This is a genomic window from Streptacidiphilus sp. EB129 (genome assembly GCF_041262645.1).
In the GTDB taxonomy this organism is placed as follows: domain Bacteria; phylum Actinomycetota; class Actinomycetes; order Streptomycetales; family Streptomycetaceae; genus Streptacidiphilus.
The window spans coordinates 84,217-97,827 of the sequence record NZ_JBGCCS010000015.1; the positions used below are offsets into that span (position 1 = coordinate 84,217).

The window sequence follows — 13,611 nt, forward strand, 5'->3', positions numbered from 1 at the left end:
AGGCCCATCGTGACCACCATCAGCATCGACCGGGTCTCCCGCTGGTTCGGCAATGTCGTCGCCGTCAACGACGTCAGCATGACGATCGAGCCAGGCGTCACCGGTCTGCTCGGCCCCAACGGGGCCGGCAAGTCCACCCTGATCCATATGATGAGCGGCTTCCTGCCGCCTTCCACCGGTTCCGTCACCATCGACGGCGTCCCGGTCTGGAAGAACCAGGAGGCCTACCGCCAGATCGGTCTTGTACCCGAGCGCGAGGCCATGTACGACTTCCTGACCGGGCACGAGTTCGTGCTCGCCAACGCCGAACTGCACGGTCTGGCCGACCCCGGCGCGGCCGCGCAGCGCGCGCTCGCGACCGTCGAGATGGAGTACGCCCAGGACCGCAAGGTCACCACGTACTCCAAGGGCATGAAGCAGCGCGTCAAGATGGCCTCGGCGCTGGTCCACGACCCGGCCGTGCTGCTGCTGGACGAGCCGTTCAACGGGATGGACCCGCGCCAGCGGATGCACCTGATGGAACTGCTGCGCCGGTTCGGCGCGGACGGCCGCACGGTGCTCTTCTCCTCGCACATCCTGGAGGAGGTCGAGCAACTGGCCCGGCACATCGAGGTCGTCGTCGCCGGACGGCACGCCGCCTCGGGCGACTTCCGCAAGATCCGACGGCTGATGACGGACCGTCCGCACCGCTACCTGGTCCGCTCCAGCGACGACCGGGCGCTCGCGGCCGCGCTGATCGCGGACCCGTCCACGTCCGGCATCGAGCTGGACTGGACCGAGAACGCGCTGCGGATCCAGGCGATCGACTTCTACCGCTTCACCGAACTGGTGCCGCGGGTCGCCAAGGAGGCGGGCATCCGCCTGCTCACCGTCTCGCCCGCCGACGAGTCGCTGGAAAGCGTCTTCTCCTACCTGGTGACCTCGGCATGACCGGCGTTCATCGGATTCACGTCCACCGAGAAAGGTCGAGTCAGTGAACCTCACCGTTGCCCGGCTGACCGTACGCGGCCTGCTCGGTCGCCGCCGCGGCCTGCTGCTGCTCGCGGTGCCCGCGCTGCTGCTGGTCCTGTCGATCATCGTCCGGGCGGCCGTCGGCCAGGACGAGTCCACCACCGTCAACGTCCTGGGCACGCTCGCCCTGGGCACCCTGGTCCCGCTGCTCGGCCTGATCGCCGGCACCGGGGCGATCGGCCCGGAGATCGACGACGGCTCGATCATCTACCTGCTGGCGAAGCCGCTGCCGCGCTGGAAGATCATCGTCACCAAGCTGCTGGTCGCCATCGGCTGCACGGTGGTCTTCGCGGCGGTCCCGACATACATCGCCGGGGTGATCCTCTTCGGCAACTTCGAGAACCTCGCGCTGGCCTACGGCGTGGGCGCGCTGATCGCCGGGGTCGCCTACAGCTCGATCTTCCTGCTGTTCGGGGTCGTCACCCGGCACGCGGTGGTGGTCGGCCTGATGTATTCGCTGCTGTGGGAAAGCGTGGTCGGCAACTTCGTCAGCGGGGCCAAGACGCTGAGCGTGCAGCAGTGGGCGCTGTCGGTGGCGAAGCGGATCGCCGATCCCGGCGTGATCAGCTCCACGGTGCACCTGCCTACGGCGATTCCGTTGCTGATCGTGGTCACCCTGGCCGCCACAGGCTTCGCCGCGGTGCGGCTGTCCCGCCTGACCCTCGCGGGCGAAGAGTAACCACTTACGGCCTAACGGGCGCGGGGCTCTGCTTCATTAACTGACGGCGCTGCCAACCATGCAGATCGTAGATGGCTGGCAGCGCAGTTCCCCGCGCCCCTGGGTATATGCATGGCTAGCCGCGCAGGGTGTGTGCGCGGCCCGCACCGAGCCCCGCGGTGAGGGCGATGGCGCAGCATCCCAGCAGCAGGGCCAGCGGCAGCGTCCATCCGCCGGTGAGCTGGTGCAGCGCACCGAAGCCGACCGGGCCCGCTGCGGCGATGAAGTAGCCGACCATCTGCGACATCCCGGAGAGCTGCGAGGCCACCGCCGCCCCGCCGGAGCGCAGCACGATCAGGGCCATGGCGAGGCCGAAGCCGCCGCCCTGGGCGATCCCCAGCAGTACCGCCCACAGCCAGGCGCCGCCCACCGGGGCGATCAGCAGGCCGAGGATCCCGGCGGCGCAGCATCCCACCATCAGTGCCACCAGCTTCCGCTGACTGCTCATCCGCCCCGCCGCCAGCGGCACCAGGAAGGCGCCGCCGACCTGCACCAGGTTGCTGAAGGCGAAGATCAGTCCGGCCGTGCCCCGGGACATGCCCTGCTCGGTGAGGATCGTCGGCAGCCAGGCGATCAGGGTGTACGCGAGCAGCGACATCATGCCCATGTAGACCGCCAGTTGCCAGGCCAGCGGGTGCCGCCAGAGGCCCTGCAGCTTCGCACCGGACGCGGCCGCCGCCTCGGCGGCCAGCGGCGCGCCGGTGACCGGGCGCCGCACCTGCGGCAGCCACACCACGGCCGCGCCGACTGCCAGCACCGACCACGACGCCAGCGAGCCCTGCCAGCCGCCGAAGGCGTGCTCCATGGGGACGGAGAGCGCCGCGGCCAGGGTCGCGCCGACGATCATCGAGGTGGAGTAGACGCCGGTCATGGTCGCCGCCCGGTCCGGGAAGTCCCGCTTCACCAGCCCCGGCATGGTGACGTTGAGCAGCGCGATGGCCGCGCCGATCACCACGCTGCCGGCGAACAGCGCCCAGCCGCCGCTGACCACGCGCAGCCCGACCCCGGCCGCGAGCAGACCCAGCGCGCCGAGCACCACCCGCTCGGGGCCGTACCTGCGGACCAGCTTCGGGACGAACGGCGCGGTCATGCCCATCAGCAGCACCGGCAGGGTGGTGAGCAGGCCGCCGGCCGTGGCGGACAGCCCGTACGTCCCGCTGATGTCGGTGAGCAGCGGGGACACGGCGGACAGCGCGGCGCGCATGTTCAGCGAGACCAGCAGGATGCCGACCAGCGCGGTCGCCGGGTGAACGGCGATCCGGGCCAGCCGGGAGGGCGCGGGGGCGTCGCTGGTGTACCGGGCCGGGGCGTCGACGGTGGTGCGGGACATGCGCGGGCTCATCTCGGGTTGTACCTGGTGGATTGCGGTCATCGGGGCAGCTGGTCGGCGGCGGCCATCGGCTCGGCCAGCAGCAGTCGACAGGCGGCCTCGGCAGCCTCGGGGTCACCCGAGGCGACGGCGTCGACCAGGGCGCGGTGCGTGTCGAGGTCGACCTCGGGCATGTCCTGGTCGACGGAGGAGGCCCGCATCGCCTCGCGCACGGAGGCGCTGAAGTAGCGGTAGACCTCGGTGAGGGCCGGGTTGTGCGCGGACTCGACCATCGCGGTGTGGAACTCCAGGTCGTGCTCGACACTGGCCTCGCGCCCGGCGCGTTCCGGCCCGCCGTCCGCGTCCTGCCGCTGCAGGATCTGTGCCTCGGCGTCGAGCGCGGCCCGCATCCGGGCCAGGTCCTCGGGGGTGTGCCGGAGTGCGGCGAGCCGGGCGGCCTCGGTCTCCAGCGCGGCGCGGACCTCCAGCACGTCCCGTACGCCCGCACGCTGCACCCCGTGCAGCACCGAGGCCGGGTCGCTAGTGGACCGGACGAAGGTGCCCTCGCCCTGCCGTGACTGCAGCATCCCGGAGTGCACCAGTACCCGCACCGCCTCCCGGACGGTGTTCCGCCCGACCTGAAGCTGCTCGGCGAGCTCGTGCTCGGTGGGGATGCGGTCGCCGACCTGCCAGGCACCGCTGCTCAGCTGGGCACGCAACTGCTCGATGGCGGAGTCCACCAGCGAGGTGCGGCCGGCGGCCTGCAGATTGTTGGCCATGGGGTCCGCCCTCCGGTGATCCGACATCCTCTTGCCCAGTCATCCTACAACTACCCCAGTGCTGATGTCGCCCGCCCCGCCGGCCGCTGCGCCGATGTGACGGATCAGGCGGTCTGCTGCAGCGTGGCCTGGGTGATCACACCGTTCTGGACGAAGTAGGAGCCGCTGTAGTCGGCGGTGGAGCCGTCCGTGTGCACGGCATGCAGATGGACGTCGACGGTGCCGCCGCTCACGCCGTCGATGGTGAGCGTGTCCGAGCTGGTACCGGCGAAGCCGTTCGCGAAGTCGGAGTAGCTGCCGCCCAGGTTCTTCCCGCCCAGGTTCCAGGCGGTGCTGTAGTCGTGGGCGTTGATCGCGTCGTAGTACGCGGTGACGACCGAGGCGGGCGCGGCGGGCGGGGTCGGCGTCGGGCTGGGAGCCGGCGGAGCGGGCGCGGTGCCGGCCGCCGTCGACGGAGGCTGGGTGGGTGCGGTCGATGTCGCGGTGGTCGGCGGCGCGGTGACGGAGCTGCTGGTGCGGGGTTGCGCCGCGTGGTTCGAGGTCGACCGCTGGGCGAGCAGGGTGACGCCGCCGGCCAGGAGTGCGGCGACCAGAGCGGCGGCCAGGAGCAGCGGCCAGAGCCGGTGTCTTCGCGGTGGGCCGCCGGGTTCACCGGGCCGGCCGGATCCGCCCTGGTAGTTCTGGCCGCTGGGGTAGTTCGGGGCTCCGGGCCCGACCGGGCCCACCGGCCCACCGGGGCCGCCGGGGCCGACCGGTACACCGCCGGGCGGGGCCGACCAGGTCGGCGGGGTGCCGGCGCCGTAGCCGTACGCGGGGTGGTACGGGGTGCCCGGGGACTGCGGAAACGGTGGGGGTGGGGGCGGTGCCGAGGGCGGCGGCGTCGCGAGGGGCAGCGCCGAAGGCGGCAGTGGCGTGGGCGGTGTCGACTGGGTGGCAGCGCTGGACCGGTCGCCCCCGGGTGCGGCTCCCGCAGGACCGGCCCCGGCCGCCCCGGCCCCGGCACCGGCCGCCCCGGCCCCGAACCCGGCCGCTCCGGCCGCAGCCGCTCCGGCCACCGGGGAGGCCCCGGACGCCGGCGAGGCTCCAGGAACGGGGGAGGTTCCGGCCGCGGGGGAGAAGACGGTCGGTGTGGGCGGGGTACGGCCCTGCGCCACCTCCTCCAGCATCGGCAGGGCCTCGTCGGCCGTGGCGCGCTCCGCCGGGTCCTTGCGCAGCAGGGCCTCGATGACCGGGAACAGCGGCCCGGCGTTGCGCGGCTCGGGCAGCGGATCGGTGATCACCGCCTGCAGCGTGCCGATGGTGGAGCTGCGCATGAAGGGGGACTGACCTTCGACGGCGGCGTAGAGCGTCGCGCCCAGAGCCCACAGGTCCGACTCCGGGCCCGGCCGGTGCCCGGTGACCCGTTCGGGGGCCAGGTAGTCCGGTGAGCCGACGATCTCCCCGGTCCTGGTGAGTCCGCCGCTGCCCTCGAACATGGCGATGCCGAAGTCGGTGAGCACCACCCGCCCACGCCGGTCGATCAGCACATTGGCCGGTTTGACGTCCCGGTGCAGCACGCCCAGGAGATGGCCCTGTCTGAGCGCGGACAGCACCTGCACCCCCACCCGGGCCGCGTCGCGCGGGAGCAGCGTGCCCTCGGCCGTGATGATCTCGGCGAGGGAGCGGCCGTCGATCAGCTCCATCACGATCCACGGCCGGCCGTCCTGTTCCACGACGTCGTGGATGGTGATCACACCGGGATGGTCGATCCGCGCCGCCGCCTGGGCCTCCTGCTTCATCCGGGAGTGCAGGGTGGACAGCTCCTCGTCCGGGAGGCCGCCGACGTTGAGCTCCTTCACCGCGACCTCGCGGTCGAGCACCTGGTCGTGGGCCCGCCAGACGATGCCCATGCCGCCCCGGCCCAGACGTTCGCCGATCAGGTAGCGGCCGACGAGGATGCGGTCGGGGCCGTCTCCGGACGAGTGCGTGGTCATCGGCGAGACCTCTCGCTCCGGTCCTGCGGGCGACAGCGGGCGGTGGTGCCAGGATCCCATCATCGTCCAGCAGACCACCACCCGGCGGTGATTGCGCGACATTCGCGCGAATCCCCGCACCCCGTGCCCCGCACCCCGCGGCCCGCGGCCGACGCCGGGCACCGGTGGCGGCGTCCTCCGGTCGGCACCGCCGCGACGATCGCTCGGCTACCCCCGGCCGAGGAGCGGCATGGCCGTCGCCATGACCGTGACGAAGGGGATGTTCGCCGACAGCGGCAGCGACGCCATGTGCACCACGGTGCGTGCGACGTCCGCGACGTCCATCGTCGGCTCGACCGCGATCCGGCCGTCGGCCTGCAGGCTCCCGGTCCGCATCCGCTCGGTCAGCTCGGTGGCCGCGTTGCCGATGTCGATCTGGCCGCAGGCGATGCCGTGCCGGCGCCCGTCCAGCGCCAACGACCTGGTCAGTCCGGTGATGGCGTGCTTGGTCGCGGTGTAGGCGACGCTGTTGGGGCGGGGAGTCTGCGCGGACACCGAGCCGTTGTTGATGATGCGGCCGCCCTGCGGGTCCTGCTCCATCATCAGCCGGTACGCGCCCTGGGCGCACAGGAACGCGCCGGTGAGGTTGGTGTCGACGACCGTGCGCCACTGCTCGTAGGCCAGCTGCTCCGGCGGTGCGGACAGCGCCGCCACCCCGGCGTTGTTGAACAGCAGGTCCAGTCGGCCGTACCGCTCGCGGACGGCGGCGAACAGCGCGTCGACCGAGCCGGGCCGGGTCACGTCGGTCGGCACCACCAGTGCGGTCCCGAGCCCGGCCGCCGCCGCGGCCGTCTCCAGCAGCGGCTCCCGCCGCCGCCCGGCGAGCACCAGCGCCCAGCCGGCCTCGGCCAGCGCCAGTGCCGTCGCCCGGCCGATCCCGGACCCCGCCCCGGTGACCAGCGCGACCCGCTGCGCCCCCGCCGCGTCGTCGTCGCCGGCGCGGTCGTCACCCAAACCGGTGCCGCCGCCGATGTCGTTGCTGCTGCCAGTGCTCATGCGGCGCAGCGTAACCCGGCGGCGGGACCGGTGCCTCGGGTGTTCACGCCTGCGGGAAGAGCCGCTCCAGGACCACGGCCACGCCGTCCTCGTTATGGTCGAGGGTGATCTCGTCGGCCACCGCGAGCAGCGAGGGATGGGCGTTGGCCATCGCGACGGAGTGCCCGGCCCAGCCGAACATGGTCAGGTCGTTCGGCATGTCGCCGAAGGCCACCGCCCGGTCCTTCTTCAGGCCCAGCCTGGCCGCGGCCAGGGCCAGCCCGGTCGCCTTGGACAGGCCCAGCGGAAGCACCTCGACGAAGCCCGGTCCCGCCATCACCACGTCCACCAGCTGACCGGCGATCGCCCGCGCGGTCTCCGCGAGCTCGTCGTCGCCGAGCGTCGGGTGCCGCAGGAACAGCCGGGTGACCGGCTCGGCCCAGAGCTCGGACCGGTCCTCGACCCGTCGGGTCTCGACCTCCCCCGGCAGCGTGTAGCCGGGGGCGACCAGGACCTCTCCGTCCAGCCCGTCCCGGGCCGCGCCCAGGTACAGCCGGCCGGTCTCCGCCTCGATCTTGCTCAGCGCCAGCTGCGCCAGCATCCGGTCCAGGGTGATCGAGGTGAGCAGCCGGTGCGCCCCCGCGTCGTACAGCTGTCCGCCCTGGCTGCATATGGCCAGCCCGGTGTAGCCGATCGCGTCCAGGGTCGGCTTGGTCCAGGACGCGGACCGGCCGGTCACCACGATGTGGACCGCCCCGGCGGCCGTCGCCGACGCCAGCGCCCGCCGGGTGCGCTCCGACACGGTGTGGTCGGAGCGCAGCAGCGTGCCGTCGAGGTCGGTGGCGACCAGGTCGAACGGGCGGGAGGCTCGATCGGCGGAGGGGATCACTTCCCGACCGGCTCCAGCACCGAGCGGCCGCCCAGGTACGGGCGCAGCGCCTCGGGGACGACCACGGACCCGTCCGCCTGCTGGTGCGTCTCCAGGATCGCGACGATGGTCCGCGGCACCGCGCACAGCGTCCCGTTCAGGGTGGCCAGCGGGCGGTTGCCGTGCTCGCCGCGCATCCTGACGTCCAGTCGGCGGGACTGGTACTCGGTGCAGTTGGAGGTCGACGTCAGCTCGCGGTACTTGCCCTGGGTGGGGATCCAGGCCTCGATGTCGAACTTGCGGTACGCGGACGCGCCGAGGTCGCCCGAGGCCACCTCGATCACCCGGTAGGCGAGGCCCAACTTGTCGAGGAACTGCTTCTCCCACTCCAGCAGCCGCTGGTGCTCGGCCTCGGCGTCCTCCGGCGCGGTGAAGACGAACATCTCGACCTTGTCGAACTGGTGCACCCGGATGATGCCGCGGGTGTCCTTGCCGTAGGTGCCGGCCTCGCGGCGGAAGCAGGGCGAGAAGCCGGCGTAGCGCAGCGGCAGCCGGTCCGCGTCGATGATCTCGTCCATGTGGTACGCCGCGAGCGGCACCTCGGACGTGCCGACCAGGTAGAAGTCGTCCTCCTCCAGCCGGAAGACGTTCTCCGCGGCCTGGCCGAGGAAGCCGGTGCCCTCCATGGCGCGCGGCTTGACCAGCGCCGGGGTCAGCATCGGGGTGAAGCCGGCCTCGACGGCCTGGGCGATGGCCATGTTGACCAGGGCCAGCTCCAGCAGCGCGCCGACGCCGGTGAGGTAGTAGAACCGCGAGCCGGACACCTTGGCGGCGCGCTCGATGTCGATGGCGCCCAGGATCCGGCCCAACTCGACGTGGTCGCGCGGCTCGAAGCCCTCTGCGGCGAAGTCGCGCGGGGTGCCGACCTCCTCCAGGGTGACGAAGTCCTCCTCGCCGCCGACCGGGACGTCGGGGTGCAGCAGGTTGGCGAGGCGGCCCAGCAGCTGCTTCGCCTCCTCGTCGGCCTCGGCCTGCTCGGCGCTCGCGGCCTTGACCTCGGCGGCGAGGCCGGAGGCGCGCTTCAGCAGCTCGGCCTTCTCGTCGCCCTGCGCGGAGCGGATCTGCAGGCCGATCTGCTTCTGCTCGTTGCGGAGCTCGTCGAAGCGGGACCCGGACGACCGGCGCCGCTCGTCGGCACTCAGGAGGGCGTCGACGAGGTCGACGTCCTCTCCACGGGCGCGCTGCGAGGCGCGTACTCGGTCGGGGTCCTCACGGAGCAGGCGAAGGTCAATCACAGGGACGAGCCTACCGGTCGCGGCCTCTCACCTGCTCCGGGATTGATCCCGGGTCCCGGAGTCCTTTGTCACGCGTTTGTCCCGCTTTCTCGTCAGAGACGTAAGAGCGGCATGAGAGGGATCTCCGGCTGCATAGGGTGTGACCACAGAACGGACAGGCACACGACAGGGGGAGCTCCCATGGGCATGGCCCGAATAGCCCGCAGCAGGCGAACGGCGCTGGTGGCGGCGGCTGTTGCGGCACTGGTCACGCTCACGGCGACGGGCTGCGGCGGTGCCGCGACGACCGCTGCGGGGCGGCAGTCGTCGGGGGCCGGCTCCGGGGCCGGTTCCTCCTCCGCACCCGGCCCGGGGACCTCGCCGGGATCCTCGTCCGGCTCCGACCCGTCCGGCGACCCGACCCCGAAGAGCACCTCGGGCGACAACGTCCCGCCCGGCGGCACCGAGACGGTCAGCAGCGTGCTGGAGTACACCACCGGCACCCACGACAAGTCCGTGGCGCTGACCTTCGACGACGGTCCCAGCGCGCAGTGGACGCCGAAGATCCTGGCGGTGCTGGCGCAGTACCACGCCCACGCGACCTTCTGCGAGATCGGCCCGAACGCCACCGCGAACCCCGCCATGGTGCAGGCCATCCGCGCCGCCGGGGACCAGCTGTGCGACCACTCGGTCTCGCACAACGAGGCGATGAGCAAGTGGGGCGCGGACCGGCAGACCCATGAGATCGCCGACGCCAAGCAGATGATCCTGACGGCCGGCGGCAGCGGCACCGAGGTGAGCTGGTTCCGTGCGCCGGGAGGCGACTTCTCGCCGCTGAACCGGCACATATCGGCACTGAACGGGCTCCGCCCGCTGGCCTGGACGTCGGATTCCGATGACTGGAAGCGCCCCGGGGTCCCCGCGATCCTCGCCAACATCCGCAAGAACGTGCGTCCCGGCGCCATCATCCTGATGCACGACGGCGGTGGTGACCGCAGCCAGACCGTGGCCGCACTGCAGCAACTGCTGCCGCAACTGGTGCAGCAGGGGTACTCTTTCGACTTCCCCGCCAAATGATCAGTCTTCGCTGGATTTGGCTGTCTTCTGCCGCAGTCTGATCGCAAATCGGGCAAATGGATTATGGCCGGCGCCTGGGGATAACCATGGCGGGTCTGTGGATATCTCGATGCGACCTGGGGATTCATGGCTTTGTCCACAGTGCCGCCGGCCGGCCTGTGGATTCCCGGACCTTGATCCGGAGCGGCGGATCCCGGCGCCAAACCTCCGCTCTCTACACGTTTGCGTGATTTTGGATGGCCTGTTGGGTGACTACAGGCAAACAAGCGGCTTCTTCTGCCAAATGTCCGTTTTGCCGATTGAGCTTCCGGTGGACCGCGAGAAGAGGATTTGTCGATTCATCCCCAGCCTGTGGATAACTTGCCGGGACTCACAGCCCACCTTGGCTGGGGAAAACCCTCACAGCATGCTCTCAGGCGGGCACCCCGGAGCCCGCGACAGGTGATCCAAAACGATCGCAGTCGATCACGTGCCGGGGGTCAGCCCTCGCCGCGACCGTCCAGGCAGCGGGACAGCCAGTCGGAGGCCCGGTGGAACTCGTCGTCGGAGGTCCCCGGACGCACCGTCGGCGCGACCCGGTCCGCACGCGGGTAGGAACCGAGGAAACGCACCTTCGGGCAGATCCGGTGCAGCCCCATCAGCGCCTCGCTGACCCGGCGGTCGGTGATGTGGCCCTCGGCGTCCACCGAGAAGCAGTACTGGCCCAGGCCCTCGCCGGTGGGCCGGGACTCGATGCGCATCAGGTTCACCCCGCGCACCGCCCACTCCTGCAGCAGCTCCAGCAGTGCACCGGGGTGGTCGTCCGCCAGCCAGAACACGGACGAGGTCTTGTCCGCGCCGGTCGGCGCCGCCGTCCGCCCGGGGCGACCGACCAGGACGAAGCGGGTGGTGGCGCTGGACGCGTCGTGGATGTCGGTGACCAGCGGCTCCAGCCCGTACAGCGGGGCGGCGAACTCCCCCGCGAACGCCCCGTCGAACCGGCCCTCCTGCACCAGCCGCGCCCCGTCCGCGTTGGACGCCGCCGACTCCCAGACCGCGTCCGGCAGGTTGGCCCCCAGCCAGCGCCGCACCTGCGGCTGTGCCACCGGATGCCCGGTGACCGTCTTCACGTCCTTCAGCGCCGTGCCGGGCCGGACCAGCAGGGCGAAGGCGATCGGCAGCAGCACCTCGCGGTAGATCATCAGCGGGGTGCCGGTGGCCAGCTCGTCCAGCGTGGCGGTCACCCCGCCCTCCACCGAGTTCTCGATGGGCACCAGTGCCGCCGCCGCCTCCCCGCTGCGCACCGCGTCAAGCGCCGCCGCGACCGAGACGGACGGCACCAGCTCCCGCGTCGCCGCCTCCGGGAGTGTGCGCAGCGCGGCCTCGGTGAAGGTCCCCTCGGGGCCGAGGTAGGTGTAGCGGGTGGCGGACATTGGGCGGCCCCCAAGCCAGACGGTTCCGGGCAGATGCATACGGACGATTGCAACGTTAGCCACAACCGCCCCCCGGAGCGGCCCGGTCTCACTGCGTGGTCCCCCGCCGCCGGAAACGACCGCAGCCCGTCGCCCTGGGGTATCGGGCGGCGGGCTGCGGACGGAGGCTGCTACATCCGGGTGTCGAAGTAGTAGCCCTGAATGTCGGCGAGGACGTCGATGGTGCCGGCGGCGTTGAAGACGGTGATGTATCCGTCGCTGGTGACGGGTAGGACTGCCAGGACGGGTCGGACCTGGCCCGGGCTCAACGAGATGGTGGGGTAGCCGCTGATCCCGGCGCCGATGAAACCGTATGCGTAGAGCCGGGTGTTGACGGTGGGGGTGATGCCGGTCAGGTTCACCATGACTGCGCTCGCCCCCACGGGGACGCCCCCGAGCCCTGTCACCTTGACCCGAAGCGAGGCTTGGGCTCCGAGCGGCGCCTTCGGTGCGCCGACACCGGACCGAGTGTCCAGCGCCCGGGTGGGAATGATGGGGACGAAGCCCTGCAGGTCGGGGAGGGGGTACGCGGTTGCGTAGAACCCCTGGACGTCGACGGCGACCGCGACGTTCCCCAACTGGTTTGTTCAGGTTGGAGGCGTTGGGGACGGCCGTGCCGGTGGGGTGGGCCGTGATGTGGCTGGACGCGATCCCCCCGCTGGCGGTGATGTTGACGATCACTGCGGTGACACCCTGGCACGGATCGTGGTTGATTACCCCACTGTGCACGGTGAACGTGCCGCCGGGGCCCAGCGTGGGCTGGCTACCGCGCGGCATGCGCGGGCTCCCTGGTGGCGGAGGAGCGCTGGGGCGCTGCGACTCCGCTGAGTGATTCGTGTGACGTCTGTGTGTGCGCTGAGTCTAGCGGTACGCGAATCACCCGTCACCAGGGGGTCTCAGCTCTCCAGCAGCGCCTGCCCGACATATCCGCCGGCGTCCGTTGTGCCCCCCGGTACCGCGTACAGGCCGCTCGACTCGTGGACGATGAAGCGGGACAGCGCGTCGCCCCGGGCGAGCTTGCGCTGGACCGGGACGAAGCCGGTCAGCGGGTCGGCCTGGAACGCGACGAAGAGCAGCCCGGCGTCCGGAGCGCCGTCCGGGCGCAGGCCGTCGGCGTAGGAGTAGCCACGCCGGAGCATGGCCGCGCCCTGGTTGGAGGCCGGGGCGGCGACCCGGATGTGGGCGTCGCCGGGGATGGCCAGCGAGCCGTCGGGGTTCTGCCGGTCGAGCGCGGCGGGCGTGGTCTCGGTGCCGCCCGAGAGCGGCGCGCCGGTGTCCTTGCGGCGGCCGATGGTGCGTTCCTGGCTGTCCGTCGTCTGGAGTTCCCAGGGGTCGAGCAGCATCCGGATCCGACGGAACACCGCGTAGCTGCCGCCGGCCATCCAGGCGGGATCGCCCTGGGCCGGGACGAACACCCGGGCGTCGAAGGTGGAGTCGGTCGGCCGGGGGTTGTTGGTGCCGTCGATCTGGCCCATCAGGTTGCGCCCGGTGTGCGGCGTCGCGGTCGCGCCCGGTGAGCGGGAGAAGCCGGTCATCTGCCAGCGGACGGTGGCCGCGCCCGAGGCCAGCCGCTGCAGGGCGCGGGTCGCGTGGAACGCGACCAGGGCGTCGTCGGCGCAGACCTGCACCCAGAGGTCGCCGTCGCTGCGGCCGCGGTCCAGGGCGTCCTCGGGGAACGCCGGCAGCGGTGCCAGCGCGGCCGGGAGCCGGTCGGCCAGACCGGCCTTGGCGAAGACGGAGGCGCCGAAGCCGACGGTGACGGTCAGTGAGCTGGGACCGGCGTCCAGCGCCACGCCGGTGTCGGTGCCGCCGGGCGGGACGCGCCCCTCGGCCATCGCGGCGGCCGCGCCCGACCAGCGGCGCAGCAGCGCGGCCAGACCGGGACGCGCGGTGCCCGGGGTCAGGTCGAAGGCCGTGGCGTGCATCCGGGCCTGCATCGGCTGGACGATTCCGGCCTGGTGGACACCGTGGAAGGGGACGGCGGCCGAGCCGAGGGCGGGTGGCGCGGAAAGCCCCGGGGCCTTCGGGGACCGGAGTGCGTCGGCTCCGTACCCGGCGGCTCCGCCGACGGCCAGTCCGGCCGCTCCGGCGGAGGCCAGCAGCCGTCGCCGGGACAGGTTCTGATCGTTCGACATAT

General features: G+C 71.9%; 12 protein-coding genes. 3 read left to right on the forward strand and 9 right to left on the reverse strand.

Translation table 11 applies throughout. The annotated features are described in order from the left end of the window. The first annotated feature begins 9 nt into the window (after positions 1-9). Positions 10-930: an ABC transporter ATP-binding protein gene (locus ABH925_RS19765; RefSeq protein ID WP_370149655.1), complete on the forward strand. Its 921-nt coding sequence runs from the start codon at positions 10-12 to the stop codon at positions 928-930. Positions 931-973: 43 nt separating this feature from the next. Further along, complete coding sequence (locus ABH925_RS19770; protein ID WP_370149656.1) at positions 974-1,690, forward strand: ABC transporter permease; 717 nt, start codon at positions 974-976, stop codon at positions 1,688-1,690. A gap of 115 nt (positions 1,691-1,805) precedes the next feature. Here ABH925_RS19770 and ABH925_RS19775 read toward each other — a convergent pair whose 3' ends face one another. The 6 genes from ABH925_RS19775 to serS all read right to left on the reverse strand — a co-directional run bounded on the left by ABH925_RS19775 (position 1,806) and on the right by serS (position 8,967). Further along, positions 1,806-3,059: a CynX/NimT family MFS transporter gene (locus ABH925_RS19775; RefSeq protein ID WP_370149658.1), complete on the reverse strand. Its 1,254-nt coding sequence runs from the start codon at positions 3,057-3,059 to the stop codon at positions 1,806-1,808. A 38-nt stretch (positions 3,060-3,097) separates the two neighbouring features. Further along, entirely contained in the window at positions 3,098-3,817 is a 720-nt protein-coding gene (locus tag ABH925_RS19780) for a FadR/GntR family transcriptional regulator (RefSeq protein WP_370149660.1), read from the reverse strand. 104 nt (positions 3,818-3,921) lie between these two features. Continuing rightward, positions 3,922-5,892 (reverse strand): serine/threonine-protein kinase, encoded by a 1,971-nt coding sequence (locus tag ABH925_RS19785; protein WP_370149661.1) that lies wholly within the window; start codon positions 5,890-5,892, stop codon positions 3,922-3,924. A 105-nt stretch (positions 5,893-5,997) separates the two neighbouring features. Continuing rightward, positions 5,998-6,825: an SDR family oxidoreductase gene (locus ABH925_RS19790; RefSeq protein ID WP_370149663.1), complete on the reverse strand. Its 828-nt coding sequence runs from the start codon at positions 6,823-6,825 to the stop codon at positions 5,998-6,000. A 43-nt stretch (positions 6,826-6,868) separates the two neighbouring features. Then, positions 6,869-7,693 carry an HAD family hydrolase gene (locus ABH925_RS19795; protein WP_370149665.1) on the reverse strand — a complete coding sequence of 275 codons (825 nt, stop codon included), beginning with the start codon at positions 7,691-7,693 and terminating at the stop codon, positions 6,869-6,871. Further along, positions 7,690-8,967 (reverse strand): serine--tRNA ligase, encoded by a 1,278-nt coding sequence (gene serS / locus ABH925_RS19800; RefSeq protein WP_370149666.1) that lies wholly within the window; start codon positions 8,965-8,967, stop codon positions 7,690-7,692. Before serS ends, ABH925_RS19795 begins: the two co-directional genes overlap by 4 nt. Before the next feature lie 180 nt (positions 8,968-9,147). Here serS and ABH925_RS19805 point away from each other — a divergent pair, with 180 nt between their 5' ends. Then, positions 9,148-10,023 (forward strand): polysaccharide deacetylase family protein, encoded by an 876-nt coding sequence (locus ABH925_RS19805; protein ID WP_370149667.1) that lies wholly within the window; start codon positions 9,148-9,150, stop codon positions 10,021-10,023. A gap of 479 nt (positions 10,024-10,502) precedes the next feature. Here the strand turns inward: ABH925_RS19805 and pheA are convergent, their stop codons facing one another. The 3 genes from pheA to efeB all read right to left on the reverse strand — a co-directional run bounded on the left by pheA (position 10,503) and on the right by efeB (position 13,609). Continuing rightward, complete coding sequence (pheA, locus tag ABH925_RS19810; protein ID WP_370149669.1) at positions 10,503-11,435, reverse strand: prephenate dehydratase; 933 nt, start codon at positions 11,433-11,435, stop codon at positions 10,503-10,505. A 170-nt stretch (positions 11,436-11,605) separates the two neighbouring features. After that, entirely contained in the window at positions 11,606-11,839 is a 234-nt protein-coding gene (locus tag ABH925_RS19815; protein WP_370149671.1) for a hypothetical protein, read from the reverse strand. A gap of 531 nt (positions 11,840-12,370) precedes the next feature. Continuing rightward, positions 12,371-13,609, reverse strand: a complete 1,239-nt coding sequence (gene efeB / locus ABH925_RS19820) for an iron uptake transporter deferrochelatase/peroxidase subunit (protein WP_370149672.1) — start codon at positions 13,607-13,609, stop codon at positions 12,371-12,373. Between the last annotated feature and the right edge of the window lie 2 nt (positions 13,610-13,611).

Bases quoted from the DNA above. Each gene is read 5' to 3' on its own strand.
- ABH925_RS19780 (WP_370149660.1), bottom strand. From the start codon at position 3,817: ATGGCCAACAATCTGCAGGCCGCCGGCCGCACCTCGCTGGTGGACTCC.
- ABH925_RS19815 (WP_370149671.1), bottom strand. From the start codon at position 11,839: ATGGTGAACCTGACCGGCATCACCCCCACCGTCAACACCCGGCTCTAC.
- ABH925_RS19805 (WP_370149667.1), top strand. From the start codon at position 9,148: ATGGGCATGGCCCGAATAGCCCGCAGCAGGCGAACGGCGCTGGTGGCG.
- ABH925_RS19790 (WP_370149663.1), bottom strand. From the start codon at position 6,825: ATGAGCACTGGCAGCAGCAACGACATCGGCGGCGGCACCGGTTTGGGT.
- pheA (WP_370149669.1), bottom strand. From the start codon at position 11,435: ATGTCCGCCACCCGCTACACCTACCTCGGCCCCGAGGGGACCTTCACC.
- ABH925_RS19785 (WP_370149661.1), bottom strand. From the start codon at position 5,892: ATGTCGCGCAATCACCGCCGGGTGGTGGTCTGCTGGACGATGATGGGA.
- efeB (WP_370149672.1), bottom strand. From the start codon at position 13,609: ATGTCGAACGATCAGAACCTGTCCCGGCGACGGCTGCTGGCCTCCGCC.
- ABH925_RS19775 (WP_370149658.1), bottom strand. From the start codon at position 3,059: ATGTCCCGCACCACCGTCGACGCCCCGGCCCGGTACACCAGCGACGCC.